The organism is Fulvimarina thalattae, from assembly GCF_040239565.1.
Lineage (GTDB): Bacteria > Pseudomonadota > Alphaproteobacteria > Rhizobiales > Rhizobiaceae > Fulvimarina.
On record NZ_JBEHWS010000006.1, the window covers coordinates 222,777 to 239,069 of the forward strand.

General features: G+C 62.7%; 13 protein-coding genes and 2 pseudogenes. 13 read left to right on the top strand and 2 right to left on the bottom strand.

Features of this window, described 5'->3' with window-relative positions; translation table 11 throughout:
• Positions 1–229: 229 nt before the first annotated feature.
• The 6 genes from glgC to ABRA89_RS10445 all read left to right on the top strand — a co-directional run bounded on the left by glgC (position 230) and on the right by ABRA89_RS10445 (position 8,140).
• Positions 230–1,507 carry a glucose-1-phosphate adenylyltransferase gene (glgC, locus tag ABRA89_RS10420; protein ID WP_349941395.1) on the top strand — a complete coding sequence of 426 codons (1,278 nt, stop codon included), beginning with the start codon at positions 230–232 and terminating at the stop codon, positions 1,505–1,507.
• 101 nt (positions 1,508–1,608) lie between these two features.
• Entirely contained in the window at positions 1,609–3,060 is a 1,452-nt protein-coding gene (glgA, locus tag ABRA89_RS10425) for a glycogen synthase GlgA (RefSeq protein WP_349941396.1), read from the top strand.
• Complete coding sequence (locus tag ABRA89_RS10430) at positions 3,057–4,685, top strand: alpha-D-glucose phosphate-specific phosphoglucomutase (protein ID WP_349941397.1); 1,629 nt, start codon at positions 3,057–3,059, stop codon at positions 4,683–4,685. The genes glgA and ABRA89_RS10430 overlap by 4 nt, the downstream gene beginning before the upstream one ends.
• A gap of 34 nt (positions 4,686–4,719) precedes the next feature.
• Positions 4,720–5,295, top strand: coding sequence for a DUF2585 domain-containing protein (locus tag ABRA89_RS10435; RefSeq protein ID WP_463671277.1), 576 nt, complete (start codon positions 4,720–4,722; stop codon positions 5,293–5,295).
• Between the two features lie 312 nt (positions 5,296–5,607).
• The gene (locus tag ABRA89_RS10440; RefSeq protein ID WP_349941399.1) at positions 5,608–7,137 is read left to right on the top strand and encodes an acyl--CoA ligase; all 1,530 of its coding nucleotides are present in this window, start codon (positions 5,608–5,610) and stop codon (positions 7,135–7,137) included.
• A gap of 22 nt (positions 7,138–7,159) precedes the next feature.
• Positions 7,160–8,140, top strand: coding sequence for a 2-dehydropantoate 2-reductase (locus ABRA89_RS10445; protein WP_349941400.1), 981 nt, complete (start codon positions 7,160–7,162; stop codon positions 8,138–8,140).
• A gap of 97 nt (positions 8,141–8,237) precedes the next feature.
• Here the strand turns inward: ABRA89_RS10445 and ABRA89_RS10450 are convergent.
• Both ABRA89_RS10450 and ABRA89_RS10455 read right to left on the bottom strand, forming a co-directional pair.
• Positions 8,238–8,549: pseudogene (locus ABRA89_RS10450) on the bottom strand (DDE-type integrase/transposase/recombinase); the annotation flags it as partial.
• A 175-nt stretch (positions 8,550–8,724) separates the two neighbouring features.
• Positions 8,725–9,030 (bottom strand): Rdx family protein, encoded by a 306-nt coding sequence (locus ABRA89_RS10455; RefSeq protein WP_349941401.1) that lies wholly within the window; start codon positions 9,028–9,030, stop codon positions 8,725–8,727.
• A gap of 118 nt (positions 9,031–9,148) precedes the next feature.
• Between ABRA89_RS10455 and ABRA89_RS10460 the strand changes: the two genes are divergently transcribed.
• The 7 genes and pseudogenes from ABRA89_RS10460 (at position 9,149) to ileS (ending at position 16,235) form a co-directional block, all read left to right on the top strand.
• On the top strand, positions 9,149–10,087 hold the full coding sequence (locus ABRA89_RS10460) for an ion channel (RefSeq protein ID WP_349941402.1): 939 nt from the start codon (positions 9,149–9,151) through the stop codon (positions 10,085–10,087).
• Between the two features lie 76 nt (positions 10,088–10,163).
• Positions 10,164–10,526 carry an ArsR/SmtB family transcription factor gene (locus tag ABRA89_RS10465; RefSeq protein WP_349941403.1) on the top strand — a complete coding sequence of 121 codons (363 nt, stop codon included), beginning with the start codon at positions 10,164–10,166 and terminating at the stop codon, positions 10,524–10,526.
• Positions 10,523–11,044 (top strand): annotated as a pseudogene (locus ABRA89_RS10470) (arsenate reductase ArsC). The gene ABRA89_RS10465 and the pseudogene ABRA89_RS10470 overlap by 4 nt, the downstream one beginning before the upstream one ends.
• 24 nt (positions 11,045–11,068) lie before the next feature.
• Positions 11,069–11,785 (top strand): MIP/aquaporin family protein, encoded by a 717-nt coding sequence (locus tag ABRA89_RS10475; RefSeq protein ID WP_349941404.1) that lies wholly within the window; start codon positions 11,069–11,071, stop codon positions 11,783–11,785.
• A gap of 31 nt (positions 11,786–11,816) precedes the next feature.
• On the top strand, positions 11,817–12,233 hold the full coding sequence (gene arsC, locus ABRA89_RS10480) for an arsenate reductase (glutaredoxin) (protein ID WP_349941405.1): 417 nt from the start codon (positions 11,817–11,819) through the stop codon (positions 12,231–12,233).
• Entirely contained in the window at positions 12,230–12,961 is a 732-nt protein-coding gene (arsH, locus tag ABRA89_RS10485) for an arsenical resistance protein ArsH (RefSeq protein WP_349941406.1), read from the top strand. The genes arsC and arsH overlap by 4 nt, the downstream gene beginning before the upstream one ends.
• Positions 12,962–13,238: 277 nt before the next feature.
• Positions 13,239–16,235 (top strand): isoleucine--tRNA ligase, encoded by a 2,997-nt coding sequence (gene ileS / locus ABRA89_RS10490; RefSeq protein ID WP_349941407.1) that lies wholly within the window; start codon positions 13,239–13,241, stop codon positions 16,233–16,235.
• Positions 16,236–16,293: the final 58 nt, after the last annotated feature.

A 16,293-nucleotide genomic window follows, 5' to 3' on the forward strand; every position in this document is an offset into this window, starting at 1 on the left:
GGAGTGAAACTCCTCGCAAGAGCGTCTTGGGCGGCCCTTCCAAATACCGAAGTGCAGATTCCCGCTCCGTCGTTACCGCTTCCTATCGCTTGCGCGCGTTTTCGCGCTACCATCCCTTTCATACCAAGGCGGACGGCGCACGAAGGCGTCGGGTCAGGTTCCGGGGGGATCGAGCGGAACGTGACGCGGCATTCGGCTCTGGCCAGCAAAACAGGGAGGAAATCATTCAATGACGGACCAGAGGCGACCCGCTCCGCTCTCGCGTGACACCATGGCCTATGTGTTGGCCGGCGGAAGAGGCTCCCGACTGAAGGAACTCACCGATACCCGTGCCAAGCCCGCAGTCTATTTCGGCGGCAAGACGCGAATCATCGATTTTGCCCTGTCGAACGCCATCAATTCAGGTATCCGCCGCATCGGGGTCGCCACCCAGTACAAGGCGCACAGCCTGATCCGTCACCTCCAGAACGGGTGGAATTTCTTGAGGCCCGGCCGCAACGAAAGCTTCGACATCCTGCCCGCTTCCCAGCGAGTCTCGGAGACCCAGTGGTATGCCGGCACCGCCGACGCGGTTTATCAGAACATCGAGATCATTGAGGACCATGCGCCGAAATACATGGTGATTCTCGCCGGTGACCACATCTACAAGATGGACTATGAGATCATGCTCCAGAGCCATGTAGACTCAGGGGCCGACGTGACGGTCGGCTGCCTGGAGGTGCCGCGCATGGAGGCGACGGGCTTCGGCGTCATGCATGTCGACGAGAGCTTCAAGATCACCGATTTCGTGGAAAAGCCGAAGGACCCGCCGGCAATGCCCGGCCGGCCGGATACCGCGCTCGCCTCCATGGGCATTTATGTCTTCGAGACGAAGTTTTTGATGGACGCTCTGCGCGAGGATGCCAACGATCCGAACTCCTCACGCGATTTCGGTAAGGACATCGTCCCGAAGATCGTCAAGAAGGGCGGTGCCTACGCCCATCGCTACAATCGCTCCGTCGTGCGCTCTGAAAATGAACCGACCAACGAAGCCTACTGGCGCGACGTCGGAACGATCGACGCCTACTGGCAGGCCAATATCGATCTCACCGACGTCGTCCCGCCTCTCGACATTTACGATCGCGACTGGCCGATCTGGACCTATGCCGAGATCGTGCCGCCTGCGAAATTCGTGCATGATATCGACGGCCGGCGTGGCATCGCGACCTCGTCGCTGGTTTCGGGCGACTGCATCATCTCGGGCGGATCTCTCAACCGCTCGCTGCTCTTCACGGGCGTGCGCCAGCGCTCCTATTCGCAGCTCGACCACGCGGTCGTGCTCCCGAAATGCCGGATCGGTAGACACGCCCGCATCAAGAACGCGATCCTGGACCGCGGCGTCCAAATTCCGGACGGTCTCGTCATCGGCGAAGATCCGGAGCTGGACGCGAAGCGGTTCCGGCGCACGGACAACGGCATTTGCCTCGTCACCAAGCCGATGATCGATAAACTTGGACTTGAACACTAGACGCCTGGTTGGAAAAAGAGCGCGCCGGACGCATCTCTCACATCTGGTCGGCGCTCCAACTCCGCCACTGGGCGTGCTGACAAATCTGAAAGTCATTGGCCATGAGCCTTCAAGTCCTGTCCGTGGCCTCCGAGGTCTATCCGATCATCAAGACCGGTGGTCTCGCGGATGTCGCCGGTGCCCTGCCCGGCGCACTCAAAGCCGCTGACGTGTCGATGAAGACCCTGATGCCAGGTTATCCGTCCGTCCTGAAGCATGTCGGCCGGGGCAAGACCGTCGCAAGGTTCGATGACCTTCTCGGCATCAAAGCCGAGATCAGGGCGGTCGAGATCGACGGGCTCGATCTCTTGGTCCTCTTCGCCCCGCCGCTCTACGACCGCGAAGGGGGACCCTACCTCACCGCCTTCGGATACGATCACGAGGACAACTGGCACCGGTTCGCGGCGTTCTCGCTCGCCGCCGCAAGGATCGCCGAGGGCGCGATCAAGGGCTACAAGCCGGATATCCTGCATGCGCACGACTGGCAGGCCGCGCTCGCGCCGGTCTATCTGGCCTTTGCCGAGAACCGGTCGGTCAAGACCGTGCTGACGATCCACAATCTCGCTTTCCAAGGCAATTTCCCACCGACGATCTTCGATAAGCTCGGCCTTCCCAAGGATGCCTTTTCGATCGACGGCGTCGAGTTCTACGGCAATGTGAGCTACCTGAAGGGCGGCATCTTCGCCGCGGACCGCGTGACGACAGTGAGCCCGACCTACGCGCGGGAAATCCTGACCGACGAAGGGGGAATGGGTCTCGGCGGGTTGCTGCGCCAGCGCGGAAACGCCGTCTCCGGCATCGTCAACGGCATCGATACCACGGCCTGGGATCCCCGGAACGACGAACGCGTCGCCCGGAATTTCGGGCGTGACAAGCTCGAAGGGCGTTCTGCCAATCGCGATGCGCTCATCTCGGAAATGGGTCTCGAACCCACAGAAGGTCCCGTCATCTCCATAGTCAGCCGGCTTACCTGGCAAAAGGGGCTCGACGTCGTTGCCGAGGTCGCCGAGGCTATCGTCGAAAAGGGCGCAAGCCTCGTCGTCGTGGGCACCGGCGATGCACAGATCGAGGGCGCCTTCCAGAAGCTCTCGGTGAGCCATCGCAAGAAGATCGGCGTGCGCATCGCCTATGACGAGGGCCTGTCCCATCGCGTGCAGGCCGGTGCCGACGCCATCCTCATTCCCTCGCGTTTCGAGCCCTGCGGCCTCACCCAGCTCTACGGTCTCAGATACGGCTGCATTCCGATGGTTTCGCGTGTCGGCGGTCTCGCCGATACGGTGATCGACGCCAATTATGCGGCACGCCACACCGGCTGCGCCAACGGGATCATTTTCGACGACGCGAGTCCCGATTCCATACTGACAGCTGTGGACCGGCTGATCGAGATCTACCAGAACGCAGACGAATGGCGCGGAATGCAGGAGGCGGCGATGGCGAACGACGTATCTTGGACGACGAGTGCGAAGCTTTACGCCGATCTCTATCGCGATGTGATGAAGGATGACGCCCGATGATCGAGAGGATCGCCACCAAACCCTATGACGACCAGAAGCCGGGCACGTCGGGACTCAGGAAGAAGGTGCCGCATTTCAAGCAGGAAAATTACGTCCAGAACTTCCTGCAAGCGATCTTCGACACCGTCGGCAAGGGCGATCTGGAAACGCTGGTGATCGGCGGCGACGGCCGTTTCTTCAACCACGACGTGGTGGCGATCGCGATCCGCATGGCGGCGGCGAACGGTTATGGCCGGGTGATCGTCGGCCGGGGCGGTATCCTGTCGACACCGGCGGCATCGAACCTCATCCGCAAGCGTGGCGCGGCCGGCGGTATCGTCCTCTCGGCGAGCCACAATCCCGGCGGGCCGAAGGGCGATTTCGGCATAAAGTACAATATCGAGAACGGCGGACCGGCTCCCGAGCGCATCACCTCGGCGATCTACGAAAAGACCCGGACGATCAAGGAATACCGCATCTACTCCGCGCCGGCTCCGGAATTCGACACCATCGGCGAGCGCTCCCTCGGCGATATGGTGGTGGAGGTGATCGATCCGGTCGCCGATTATGCCGATCTGATGGAAGAACTCTTCGATTTCGGCAAGATCCGCGATCTGTTCGCATCGGGCTTCTGGCTCCGCTTCGACGCCATGCACGCCGTCACAGGCCCTTACGCGACCGAAATCCTCGAAAACCGCCTTGGCGCGGCGAAGGGGAGCGTCATCAACGGCGAGCCGAAGGAAGATTTCGGCGGCGGCCATCCCGACCCGAACGCAGTCTACGCCGCCGATCTCATCGAAGACCTGATGAAGGAAGACGGGCCTGACTTCGGCGCGGCCTCCGACGGCGACGGCGACCGCAATCTCATCGTCGGCCGCGGCATTGTGGTGACGCCGTCGGACTCCCTCGCCGTCCTCGCGGCGAACGCCCATCTCGCACCGGCCTATAAAAAGGGCATCGCCGGCGTCGCGCGCTCCATGCCGACGAGCCAGGCGGTGGACCGCGTCGCCAAGAAGCTCGGTATCGGGGCCTATGAGACGCCGACCGGCTGGAAATATTTCGGTAATTTGCTCGACGCCGGCAAGGTGACGATCTGCGGCGAGGAATCGGCTGGCACCGGCTCGGATCATGTGCGTGAAAAGGACGGCGTCTGGGCTGTTCTTCTCTGGCTCAACATCCTCGCCGAGCGCCGCGAGAGCGTGAAGGCGATCGTCGAGAGCCACTGGTCGGAATTCGGCCGCACCTTCTATCAGCGTCACGATTTCGAGGAGATCGACAAGGACAAGGCCGAGGGCCTGATGGAGTCCCTGCGCGACCGCCTCGCCTCCATGGCCGGCCAGCGCTTCGGGTCTCTGGTGGTCTCCGAGGCCGACGACTTTTCCTACAAGGATCCGGTCGACGGCTCGGTCGCGACGGGACAAGGCGTGCGGATCGTCTTTTCGGGCGGCGCGAGGATCGTCTTCCGCCTTTCCGGCACGGGCACGGCGGGCGCGACCCTTCGCGTCTACATCGAGCGTTACGAGGGCAACCCGGACAAGCATGGCCAGGACCCCGGCGAGGCTCTGTCGGAGCTGATCTCGATTGCCGACTCCGTGGGCGAGATCAGGAAGAGGACGGGCCGGACCGAGCCGGACGTGATCACCTGACAAGCCGGCACCGGATCATCCTAACATGGCAAGCATGAGCAAGCGGCGCGTCCTCGGCGTCGATCTTCGGTCGTGGTTCGTGGTCCTCGTCATCCTCGCGGCGACCGCGGCGACGCTTCTTGCCATGGGCCGCGTGCCGATCTGCGAGTGCGGCTATATTTCCCTCTGGTACGGAAACGCCTACGGGCCAGGCAATTCCCAGCACCTTTCGGACTGGTACACGCCCTCGCACATCATTCATGGCTTCCTGTTTTACGGGTTCTTCCACGTCGTCGCGCGCAGATGGCCTCTCGGGGCGCGGTTGATCGCCTCCACGCTTCTCGAATGCGCCTGGGAAATCGCGGAGAACACGAACGCGGTGATCCAACGCTACCGCGAGGCCACGATCTCGCTCGACTATTTCGGCGACAGCGTTCTGAACTCCATGTCAGACGCCAGCTTCATGATCGTCGGCTTTCTTCTGGCAGCGCGGCTGCCGGTCGCGGTGACGGTTTGCCTTGCCATCGGTTTCGAGATCCTCACCGCCGTCGTCATCCGCGACAATCTCACGCTCAACGTCCTTATGTTGCTCTATCCGCTCGAAGTGGTCCGCGAGTGGCAGGCGGGATAACATCATTCTTCCGTGCTCTGACGTGGAGCGATGTGGTCGTGGATGACCCGTCTTTGACGAATGACGATCAAGAGGTTGTCGTTCGCTTTCTTGAAGGGCAATCAAGGACTTCGGCCCTGACTGGTTCTCATGAAATCAATCGATAGCAACGGCCGATCTGGGCCAAGCTTTTGCGCATGCTGTACCATAGTCTAAACGCGGCATACCGGGATAATTCCATGGTACGGTGTCTCGTCTCTTTTCATATGAGAGCATCTTGTCTACGTCTCTCCCACCGTCGGCGGTGACGTAGTTCCCTAGAGTGAGAGAAACATGGCGCAGACCATTGCAGACTTGATCCAACCCCATCCCGACACGGCTCCTGCGATCGGCGCTCCGGGGCGCGAATGGATGTCGTATGGAGCGCTTCGGGAGCAGACCGAAACGGTCCGCCAGGCTCTGCGGAATTCGGGTGTCGGCGCTCAGGATCGCGTTGCGATCGTTTTGCCGAACGGTCCGGACATGGCAGTCTCGTTCATTACCGTCGCTCAGTCCGCGACGACGGCGCCGCTTAACCCAGCCTACAAGGAAGAAGAATTCTCCTTCTATCTCGAGGACCTGAAGGCCAAGGCGATCATCGTCGAAGCGGGATATGAAGGCCCCGCCAAAAGCGCTGCGAATAAGTTCGGACTGACCGTCATCGAGCTCCAATCGGACGCCGCGGGCCCGGCAGGGAGCTTCTCTCTCACGACGGCCGACACGAATATCGAAGCGGCGCCCGATGGCCGCCCAGGCCCGGACGATGTCGCCCTGATCCTCCATACGTCGGGAACGACATCGCGCCCGAAGATCGTGCCGCTCCTTCAGTCCAATGTCGCGGCATCGGCAGAGAATATCCAGAAGACCCTTCAACTGACGCCGGACGATCGCTGTCTTGGCCTGATGCCGTTGTTCCATATCCACGGCCTCATCGCTGCGGTCACGACGTCTCTCGCCGCGGGCGCTTCGATCTCCTGCACACCGGGCTTCGATGCCTTGAAGTTCTTCGGCTGGCTCGAGGCGGTCGATCCGACCTGGTACACGGCGGTGCCGACCATGCACCAGACGATCCTCGCCCGTGCGAGCCGGAACACCGAGGTGATCGGCAAGGCGCGGCTGCGCTTCCTGCGCTCCTCCTCGTCTTCCCTGCCTGGCGCCGTGATGAAGCAGCTCTTCGAGACATTCGGCGCACCCGTGGTCGAAGCTTACGGCATGACCGAGGCAACGCACCAGATGTGCTGCAACCCGATCGAGCCCGGCAAGCAGAAACCCGGCGCCGTCGGTCTGGCGGCAGGTCCCGAAGTCGCGATCGCGCACGAGGTGGACGATCATCTCATCGACGGGACAGGCGAGGTCGTGATCTCCGGACCCAACGTAACGCCCGGCTATGAGGGCAATCCCGACGCGAACGCCAAGAGCTTCTTCGAAGCGGACGGCAAGCGCTGGTTCCGGACCGGCGATCAGGGCGTCTTCGACGAAGATCGATATCTCACCCTCACGGGCCGGTTGAAGGAGATCATCAATCGCGGCGGCGAGAAGATCAGCCCGCTCGAAGTCGACGGCATCATCTCCGATCACCCGGCAGTAGCACAGGTGGTGACCTTCGCGCTGCCACACGACAAGCTGGGCGAGGAGGTTGCGGCTGCGGTCGTCCTGAAGGAAGGCAAGGAAGCCGGCGAGCGCGAGATCCGCGATTTCGCCGCCGAACGGCTCGCTCCTTTCAAGGTGCCGCGCAAGGTCGTGATTCTCGACGAAATTCCGAAGGGCGCGACCGGCAAACTGCAACGCATCGGCCTTGCCGACAAGCTGGGTCTCGGCGCGTAAGGCAGGACTGCGAGGACACATCATGAAGATCTGCGTGTTCGGTGCCGGCGCGATCGGCGGCTATATGGGCGTCAAGCTCGCCAAGGCGGGCGCCGATGTCAGTCTCGTCGCGCGTGGGCCGCATCTGAAGGCGATGCGGGAGAACGGCCTCAAGCTGATCGAGGCGGGCGAGGAGACCGTCGTCGACGTGACGGCCTCCGAGAACCCGGCCGATCTCGGTCCACAGGACTACGTCATCGTTACGCTCAAGGCCCATTCGGTACCGCCAGTCGTCGACACAATGCAGCCCCTGATCGGAGAGAACACGACGATCGTCTCGGGCGTGAATGGCGTTCCGTGGTGGTACTTCCACAAGAGCGGCGGTGAACACGAGGGCACGCGCCTTCAGACCGTCGATCCGGGCGACAGGCAGTGGAATGGCTTCGGTCCGGACCGGGTACTCGGCTGCGTCGTCTATCCGGCCGCCGAGGTGATTGAGCCCGGCGTCGTCAAACATATCGAGGGCAACCGCTTTTCGCTGGGCGAACCGGATGGGTCGAAGTCAGAGCGGGCGACGGCCTTGTCGAAAGCCCTGACGGCCGCCGGCCTGAAGGCGCCGGTTCGGCCGAAGATCCGCGACGAGATCTGGGTCAAACTCTGGGGCAATCTCTCCTTCAACCCGATCTCGGCCCTCACCCATGCGACGCTCGACGTCCTCTGCACCGACGCGGGCACGCGCGCGGTGGCGCGGAACATGATGCTCGAGGCCCAGGAGATCGCCGAAAAACTCGGCGTGAAATTCCCCATCGACGTCGACCGCCGCATCGACGGCGGCGCGGAGGTCGGCGCCCACCGCACCTCGATGCTCCAGGATCTCGACACCGGCCGGCCGATGGAGATCGACGCCCTCGTCACATCGGTCCAGGAACTAGGCCGCATCACGGACACGCCGACTCCGACAATCGACACGGTGCTGGCGCTGGTTCAGTTGAGGGCAAAGGTGGCTGGGCTCTACAAAGGGTAGCACCAGAACGGCCTCGCGCAGTTGATGTGCGCTGTCTCTGTCGCGAATGTCCGGTATTTGCCTTTGAAGGTGAGAAGGGAAACGCAATCGATCCAGTGAATTGATTGCCCCAACGCAAGATGAACGCGTTGTCGCTCGGCTTTCCCGGTCGTGAGAAGTTAGAATGACGTCCTTCTGGTAGGCCCAGAGGTCGAGGTCGCCGGAGATAAACTCCGAACCCGGATCGCGTCAGGATAGCAAACTTCGGAAGAGATCCGTTCCAGCATCTGGACGACGCCTTCGCCCCGATAGCTGAAGCGCGGATCGATCACCCGCGAGAAGCGCGAGAAGGTGTCGACGACCGTCAGGATGCGGAGTTTGCGGCCTGTCGCCATCTGGTCGTGTAAAAATCCATGGCCCAGGTCTGATTCGCTCGGGGCACCGCTGTCCGCCACCGACCGGGCCTTCGCCGCCCCCCCGGGTCAAAGTTTGCGATGTTCCCCTTCGTCGAGCCGCTCTGCCCGCTCACAAATCGTCCAAAGCGCCAAGAACCACGCCAGAGCTTGTCATGTAGCGTTATAGACAGGTTATGGCGCAGTTGGAATTCAAGCTCGGCCCGGCCGGTCGCTGTGGCCGAGGTCGCGGTCCGGGTCGAGCCGGTCGCGGACCCGCTGTTTCAGGACCTTGGCTTCCGGAAAGCCACCATCGGCCTTGCGCTCCCAGAGCGTCTCGCCCTCATAGGTGATCTCGAAGTGCCCGCCGGTCGAGGGGCGCAGGGTGACGCCACCAAGATCGGTGCCGAAGGTGGAAAGAAGCTCCTGGGCCATCCACGCAGCGCGCAGCAGCCACTGGCATTGGGTGCAATAGAAAATCTCGATCCTTGGCTGGCACGGGTGGTCATCGGACACCATCGACGTATCTCCTCGCTGACGTGGTGGGCGTGTTTTCTTCCACCTCACTCACTATCAGCGATGCGGTGCCGTTGCTTACCATGCAAGGGCGTTGTCCAGAGCGGAAGAAAGCGACCGGATGGCGAATTCCGAGACCGGCAATAACGACAAGAACGAAGAGCCTCCGGTCGAAAATGATTCGTTCGAGGCCGGCGATGAGGAAAAAACTGCGGACGCCGCATGCCCTGAAAGGGATAGCGAGGAGGAAGCGGAGGAGGATTCCGGCGAACCGGTGCGCGAGACCCGCCGCACCGCGTTCGGGCGGATGCGGCTCAAGCTTCGCAAGCTCTATCACGGACGAAGCCGGCCGGCGGTTCGGTTTCAGGCGGTCATTCTAACCGTCGATCTGGCGATTATCGCTCTGTTCGTCGTATCGCCGATCATTCGAGGTACGGAATATTTTCTGCCGATCGACTATGCGGTCGCGGTGATTCTCGCGGCAGACATGGGCGCACGCGCGGTCGCGACCCGAAATCTGAAGCGTTGGGTTCGCCAACCGTTTGTGCTGCTCGATGTCCTGATCCTCATCACGCTGATATTCCCCGCAACGTTCATCAATTTCGGTTTTCTGCGGATCGTCCGGCTGTGGTCGCTCTCGCGCAGCGGCATGCTCTGGCGGCCGCTGAGACGCTCCCGCTTTGCCGAGTACGAACTGGCGCTCAAGGCGGTCGTCAATCTCGTCACCTTCCTGTTCCTGGCAACCGGCTTCATCTACACCTTCTTCTTCCGCCAGACCTCGGGACTCGCGGGTTATCTCGACGCGCTCTATTTCACGGTCGCCTCGGTGACGACGACCGGCTATGGCGACATCACGCTCGACGGGCCCGGCGGCAAGTTCGTCTCGATCATCATCATGATCATCGGGATTTCACTGTTCTTCAATCTGGCGCAGGCGGTCTTCAAGCCGCCGAAGGTCCAATACCAGTGTCCGAATTGCGGCCTGCAGCGGCACGACCCCGATGCCGTCTACTGCAAGGCCTGCGGCGAGCAGCTGAACATTCCAAACCCTGACGATTGAGCAATCTGAGGAATTCTGCGGCCAAGCCGTTTGGAACGTCGTTGCAACTCTACAAGCATTCTTGTAGTAATGCGCCATGGAAACCGCGCGCACCGTCGAACAGCTTGCAGCCCTTGCCCATGCAGATCGCCTCTCGGCCTTTCGCCTGCTCGTGCGACAGGGGCCGGAGGGCATGGCATCGGGGGCGATCGCGGAGGCGCTCGACATCGCGCCGACGCGCATGAGCTTTCATCTGGCGACGCTCGATCGGGCGGGCTTGCTTCAGTCATGGCGGGACGGCCGGAAGATCCGCTATGCGGCGAATTTCGAGGTGATGCGCGGGCTTCTGAATTTCCTGACGGAGGATTGCTGCGGCGGCCGGCCGGAGATTTGCGGCTATGGTGCCGAACCCCTAGAAGCTGCCTCATCCTGCGACAACCGAAAGGCCTCCGCGCGATGAGGAACGTCCTCTTTCTCTGCACGCACAATTCCGCACGCTCGGTTCTCGCCGAGGCCGTCATGAACGCCGAATGCGAGGATCGCTTCGACGCGTTCTCGGCCGGCAGCAGCCCGAGCGGCAAGATCCATCGGCTGGCGCTCGAAACGCTCGAAGAGGCCGGCTATTCGACCGCCGGGCTGAAATCGAAATCCTGAGATACCTTCGCCGAGCGGGATGCGCCTGACATGCATTTCGTCATCACCGTATGCGACAACGCGGCCGGCGAGAGCTGCCCCGTCTGGCCGGGCGCGCCGGCGCGGGGCCATTGGGGGATCGCCGATCCCTCGCGCGTCGAGGGCAGCGAGGAGGAGCAGCGGGCGGCCTTTCGCGCCGCGCTCACCCACATCGAGGCGCGCATTCTCGCCTTCCGCTCCCTGCCCGTTGAGAACATGACGAAGAGCGCGCTCAGATACGCGATGGAAACGATCGGCACGATGGACGGCGCAAGCCCCATCGCCGCCAATCCCGCTTGGGATTGAGGATAAGAGGATGACCGGGCCGGCATGAGCGATACGTTGACATTCGATCTGCCGCGCCGGCTGACCGCCGAGGCGCTTGGGACCGGCATTCTTGTCGCCGCCGTCGTCGGCTCCGGTATCATGGCCGAGCGCCTGACGGAGGATGTCGCACTCGCGCTACTCGCCAATACGATCGCGACCGGCGCGATCCTCGTCGTCCTCATTACCGTCTTCGGACCGATCTCCGGTGCGCACTTCAACCCTGCCGTGACATTAGCGATGCGGCTCCGCGGCGCGATCGGCGTGCGTGCAGCGCTTGCCTATGTCGCCGTGCAGATCGCAGGTGGTATCGCAGGCACCATCGCCGCCCACCTGATGTTCGAGCTTCCGCCGCTGATGCTGTCGGGCCATACGCGCACCGGGCTTTCCCAATGGTGGGCGGAGATCGTGGCGAGCTTCGGTCTCGTCGGCTTCATTCTCGGCGGGCTGCGCTTCGCTCCGCATACCATCCCCTGGCTGGTCGGGCTTTTCATCACCGCCGCCTACTGGTTCACCGCCTCGACGAGCTTCGCCAATCCGGCCGTCGCGATCGCGCGCGGTTTCACCGACACATTCTCCGGCATCCGCCCGCTCGATGTTCCGGGCTTCATCCTGGCGCAATGCATCGGCGCGGTCCTCGCCGTCATCCTCTTCGAATGGCTCCTCAATCCCGGCCAGAAGCTGACCATCCGGTTTTCGATGGCAGCGGATAAGCGTGACTGACGGGCCGGCAATCCCCCGAAAGCGAAGTCCCATGACCATCACGATCTACCACAACCCGAAATGCGGCACCTCCCGCAACGTGCTCGCGATGATCCGCGAGGCCGGCGAAGAACCCGACGTGATCGAATATCTGAAGACCCCACCGAGCCGGGAGCGTCTCGTCGAGCTGCTCTGCGACATGAACATGACCCCGCGAGCGCTCCTTCGCCGGAAGGGCACGCCCTATGATGAGCTCGGCCTCGCCGACGATAGCCTGAGCGACGACCAGCTGATCGACGCGATGATGGAGCATCCCATCCTTATAAATCGGCCGATCGTGGTTTCGGAGCGTGGTACAAAACTCTGCCGGCCGTCCGAAGAGGTGCTGGAACTGCTGCCGGATGGCGTGGTGAAGAGCTTCACGAAGGAGGACGGCGAGGTCGTCGTCACAGGCGGAGCCAAGGCGTGACGTTTGAGAATATCGCGTTTTCCGACCTGCCGCATATCGATCCTGACCAGCTGAGGCCGATCGACCCGGCGCTCTTCGCCCCGGCGAACGATCCCGGCCACCCTCCGCGCATCCTCCTGCTGCACGGCTCGACGCGCGAGCGATCCTATTCGCGGCTTTTGAAAGAGGAGGCCGGACGCCTGCTCGCTTGGTACGGCTGTGAAGTGCGAAACTTCGATCCCGCCGGCCTGCCGCTTCCCGACGACGCGCCGACCGATCATCCGAAGGTCGCGGAATTGCGCGAACTTGCCCAATGGGCCGAGGGCATGGGCTGGTTCAGCCCCGAGCGCCATGGCGCGATGAGCGGCATCATGAAGGCGCAGATCGACTGGATCCCCCTCTCGCTCGGTGCCGTTCGCCCGACCCAGGGCAAGACGCTCGCCGTCTTCCAGGTCTGCGGCGGCTCGCAAAGCTTCAACGCGGTGAACCAGATGCGCATTCTCGGGCGCTGGATGCGGATGGTGACGATCCCCAACCAATCCTCGGTCGCAAAAGCCTTCAACGAATTCGACGAGGCAGGCCGCATGCTGCCCTCGGCCTATTACCAGCGGGTGGTCGATGTCTGCGAGGAACTGGTGAAGTTCACCTATATGACCCGCGCCCGCTCGGCGGCGCTCACCGACCGCTACTCGGAGCGGGTCGAGAGCGCGGAAGAGCTGTCGAAGCGCGTAAACCAGAAGGGCATCTGAGCCGCCCTGCTTCTGGCATGCGGCGCGCGGCATCCATGTTCTTCCCAAGCGCGCCCGGCCTTGCTACATGCACTGCCATGTTGAAGACGCGCGCGATCATTCACACGATACGAATTAGCCGCCCGGCCCTCTGAACGCCGCCCGAAAAGAGCGACGAGGGACCGGGACGAAGACGCGCGCGATCTGCGTCCGTACTCCGGCGCAGCCAAATTTCCCATGCGCCACAAGCCGCCTCCGATGAGGAAACGTGGCCGCTAGTCTGGATCGAAGACAAGATATGAGCGAGACGAAGACCCCGGGCGGAGAGACGCCGGACACCGTCGACTACTCCACCACGCTGTTTCTGCCGCAGACCGATTTTCCGATGCGCGCCGGGCTTCCCAAGGTGGAGCCCGAATGGATCGCCAAATGGGACGAGATGGATCTCTACGGCGAGATGAGAAAGGCGGGCGAAGGCCGGCCGAAATACGTGCTGCATGACGGCCCGCCCTATGCCAACGGCAATCTCCATATCGGCCACGCCCTCAACAAGGTGCTGAAGGACGTCATCACGCGCTCGTTCCAGATGCGCGGCTACGACGCCAACTACGTGCCGGGCTGGGACTGCCACGGCCTGCCGATCGAGTGGAAGATCGAGGAGCAGTACCGCGCCAAGGGCCTCAACAAGGACGAGGTGCCGATCAACGAATTCCGGCAGGAATGCCGCGATTTCGCGACCCACTGGATCGGCGTCCAGACGGAAGAGTTTCGCCGGCTCGGCGTCGAGGGCGATTTCGACACGCCGTATCTGACGATGAATTTCGACTCGGAGTCCGTCATCGCGGGCGAACTTCTGAAGTTCGCCATGAGCGGCCAGCTCTATCGCGGTTCCAAGCCCGTGATGTGGTCCGTGGTCGAAAAGACCGCGCTCGCCGAGGCCGAGGTCGAATATCACGACCATGAGTCCGACACGATCTGGGCGGCGTTTCCGGTGCGTTCTGTGGTCCGTAACGGTGCTCAGATGTCGCCGCTCATCTATGCGTCCGTCGTCATCTGGACGACGACGCCCTGGACGATCCCCGGCAACCGGGCGATCGCCTATTCGGATCGCATCGCCTATGGCCTATATGAGGTGACGGCTGCCGAGAATGATTTCGGGCCGCAGCCGGGCGCGAAATATGTGCTTGCCGATGCGCTCGCCGCCAGCGTCTTCGAAAAGGCCAAGCTTCAGGCTGAACGCCGCACCGACGTTTCGGCAGCCGACCTTGAGGGCCTTATCTGCGATCATCCGCTCAAGGGCCTTGCCGGCGGCTATGAATTCCCCGTCCCGCTCATCGCCGGCGACCATGTGACCGACGATGCCGGCACGGGATTCGTCCACACCGCGCCCGGCCACGGCCGCGAGGATTTCGACGCCTGGATGGACATGCGCCGCGATCTCGAAAAGCGCGGCATCGACACGGCGATCCCCTTCACCGTTGATGACGACGGCTTCTACACCAAGGACGCGCCGGGCTTCGACGCGGCTTCGGAAGGCGGCGCGGCCCGCGTCATCGACGACAAGGGCAAGAAGGGCGATGCCAACAAGCGCGTCATCGAAGCGCTGATTGCGGCTGACAATCTCGTCGCGCGCGGCCGGCTGAAGCATTCCTATCCCCATTCCTGGCGTTCCAAGAAGCCGGTCATCTTCCGCAACACGCCGCAATGGTTCGTGGAGATGGACAAGGATCTCGGGGGCTATGGTCTGGATACGGCCAGTCAGGTTGCCGGCGAGGATACCCTCCGCAACCGCGCCCTCAATGCAATCGACCAGACCCGCTTCGTGCCGGCCTCCGGCCAGAACCGCCTGCGCGGCATGATCGCCGACCGTCCCGACTGGGTTCTTTCCCGGCAAAGAGCCTGGGGCGTGCCGATCTGTGTCTTCGTCGATGAGGACGGCAACATCCTAAAGGACGAGGCGGTCAATGCCCGCATCCTCGAGGCCTTCGAGGCGGAAGGGGCCGATGCCTGGTTTGCCGAAGGCGCGCGCGAGCGCTTTCTCGGATCGAAGGCGAACGAGGGCTGGACCATGGTCCGCGACATCCTCGATGTCTGGTTCGATTCCGGTTCGACCCACGCCTTCTGCCTCGAAAAGCGGTCCGACCTGAAATGGCCGGCCGACCTTTATCTCGAAGGCTCCGACCAGCATCGCGGCTGGTTCCATTCCTCGCTGCTCGAAAGCTGCGGCACGCGCGGCCGCGCCCCTTATGACACCGTCCTCACCCATGGCTTCGTCATGGACGAGGAGGGGCGCAAGATGTCGAAGTCCCTCGGCAACGTCGTCACGCCCCAAGAGGTGATCAAGCAGTCCGGCGCCGACATCCTGCGGCTCTGGGTGGTATCGTCCGACTATTCGGAGGACCTGCGCCTCGGCAAGACGATCCTTCAGACGAATGTCGACAGCTATCGCAAGCTCAGGAACACGGTTCGCTGGATGCTCGGCACGCTCGCCCACGATCGCGGCGAGACCGTGCCCTATGACGAGATGCCGGAACTTGAACGGCTGATGCTCCACCGCCTCGCCGAACTCGACGAGCTGGTGCGCAAGGGATATGACGGTTTCGACTTCAAGCGCATCTCGCGCGCGCTTCTCGATTTCGTCGTCACCGAACTGTCGGCCTTCTACTTCGATATCCGCAAGGATTCGCTCTATTGCGATCCGCCGTCCGCGACCCGCCGCAAGGCTTCGTTGCAGGTGGTGCGGACGATCTTCGACCGGCTGGTGACCTGGCTCGCGCCCATGCTGCCCTTCACCATGGAAGAGGCATGGCTGTCGCGCTATCCGGAGGCGAAATCGGTTCATCTGGAGCAGTTCTTCACTGTCGATCCGGCCTGGCGCGACGAGGCACTGGCCGCCCGCTGGCGGGAAATCCGGAAAGTTCGGCGCGTCGTGATGGGCGCGCTCGAACAGAAGCGTAGGGATAAGGTGATCGGCTCCTCGCTGGAGGCCTGGCCCACGGTGCATATTGCCGACGATCAGCTCCGCGCGCTCGCCGAAACGGTGGATTTCGCGGAAATCGCCATCACTTCTGGTCTCAGGATCGAGGCCGGCGAAGGGCCGGCGGATGCCTTCCGTCTGCCGGAGAGCGCCGGTGTCGCCGTCGTCTTCGACAAGGCGAAGGGCGAAAAATGCGCCCGCTCATGGAAGATCACTGGCGATGTGGGCTCCGATCCGGAATACCCGGACGTTTCGGCACGCGACGCCGAGGCTTTGCGCGAGCTGAAGGCCGAGGGTCGGCTGACGTCGGCAGCCTGAGAATTTACGATGGTACGAGGCGGCGAGCGTCGCCGCCTTGCCACAACCGTTGACGAAG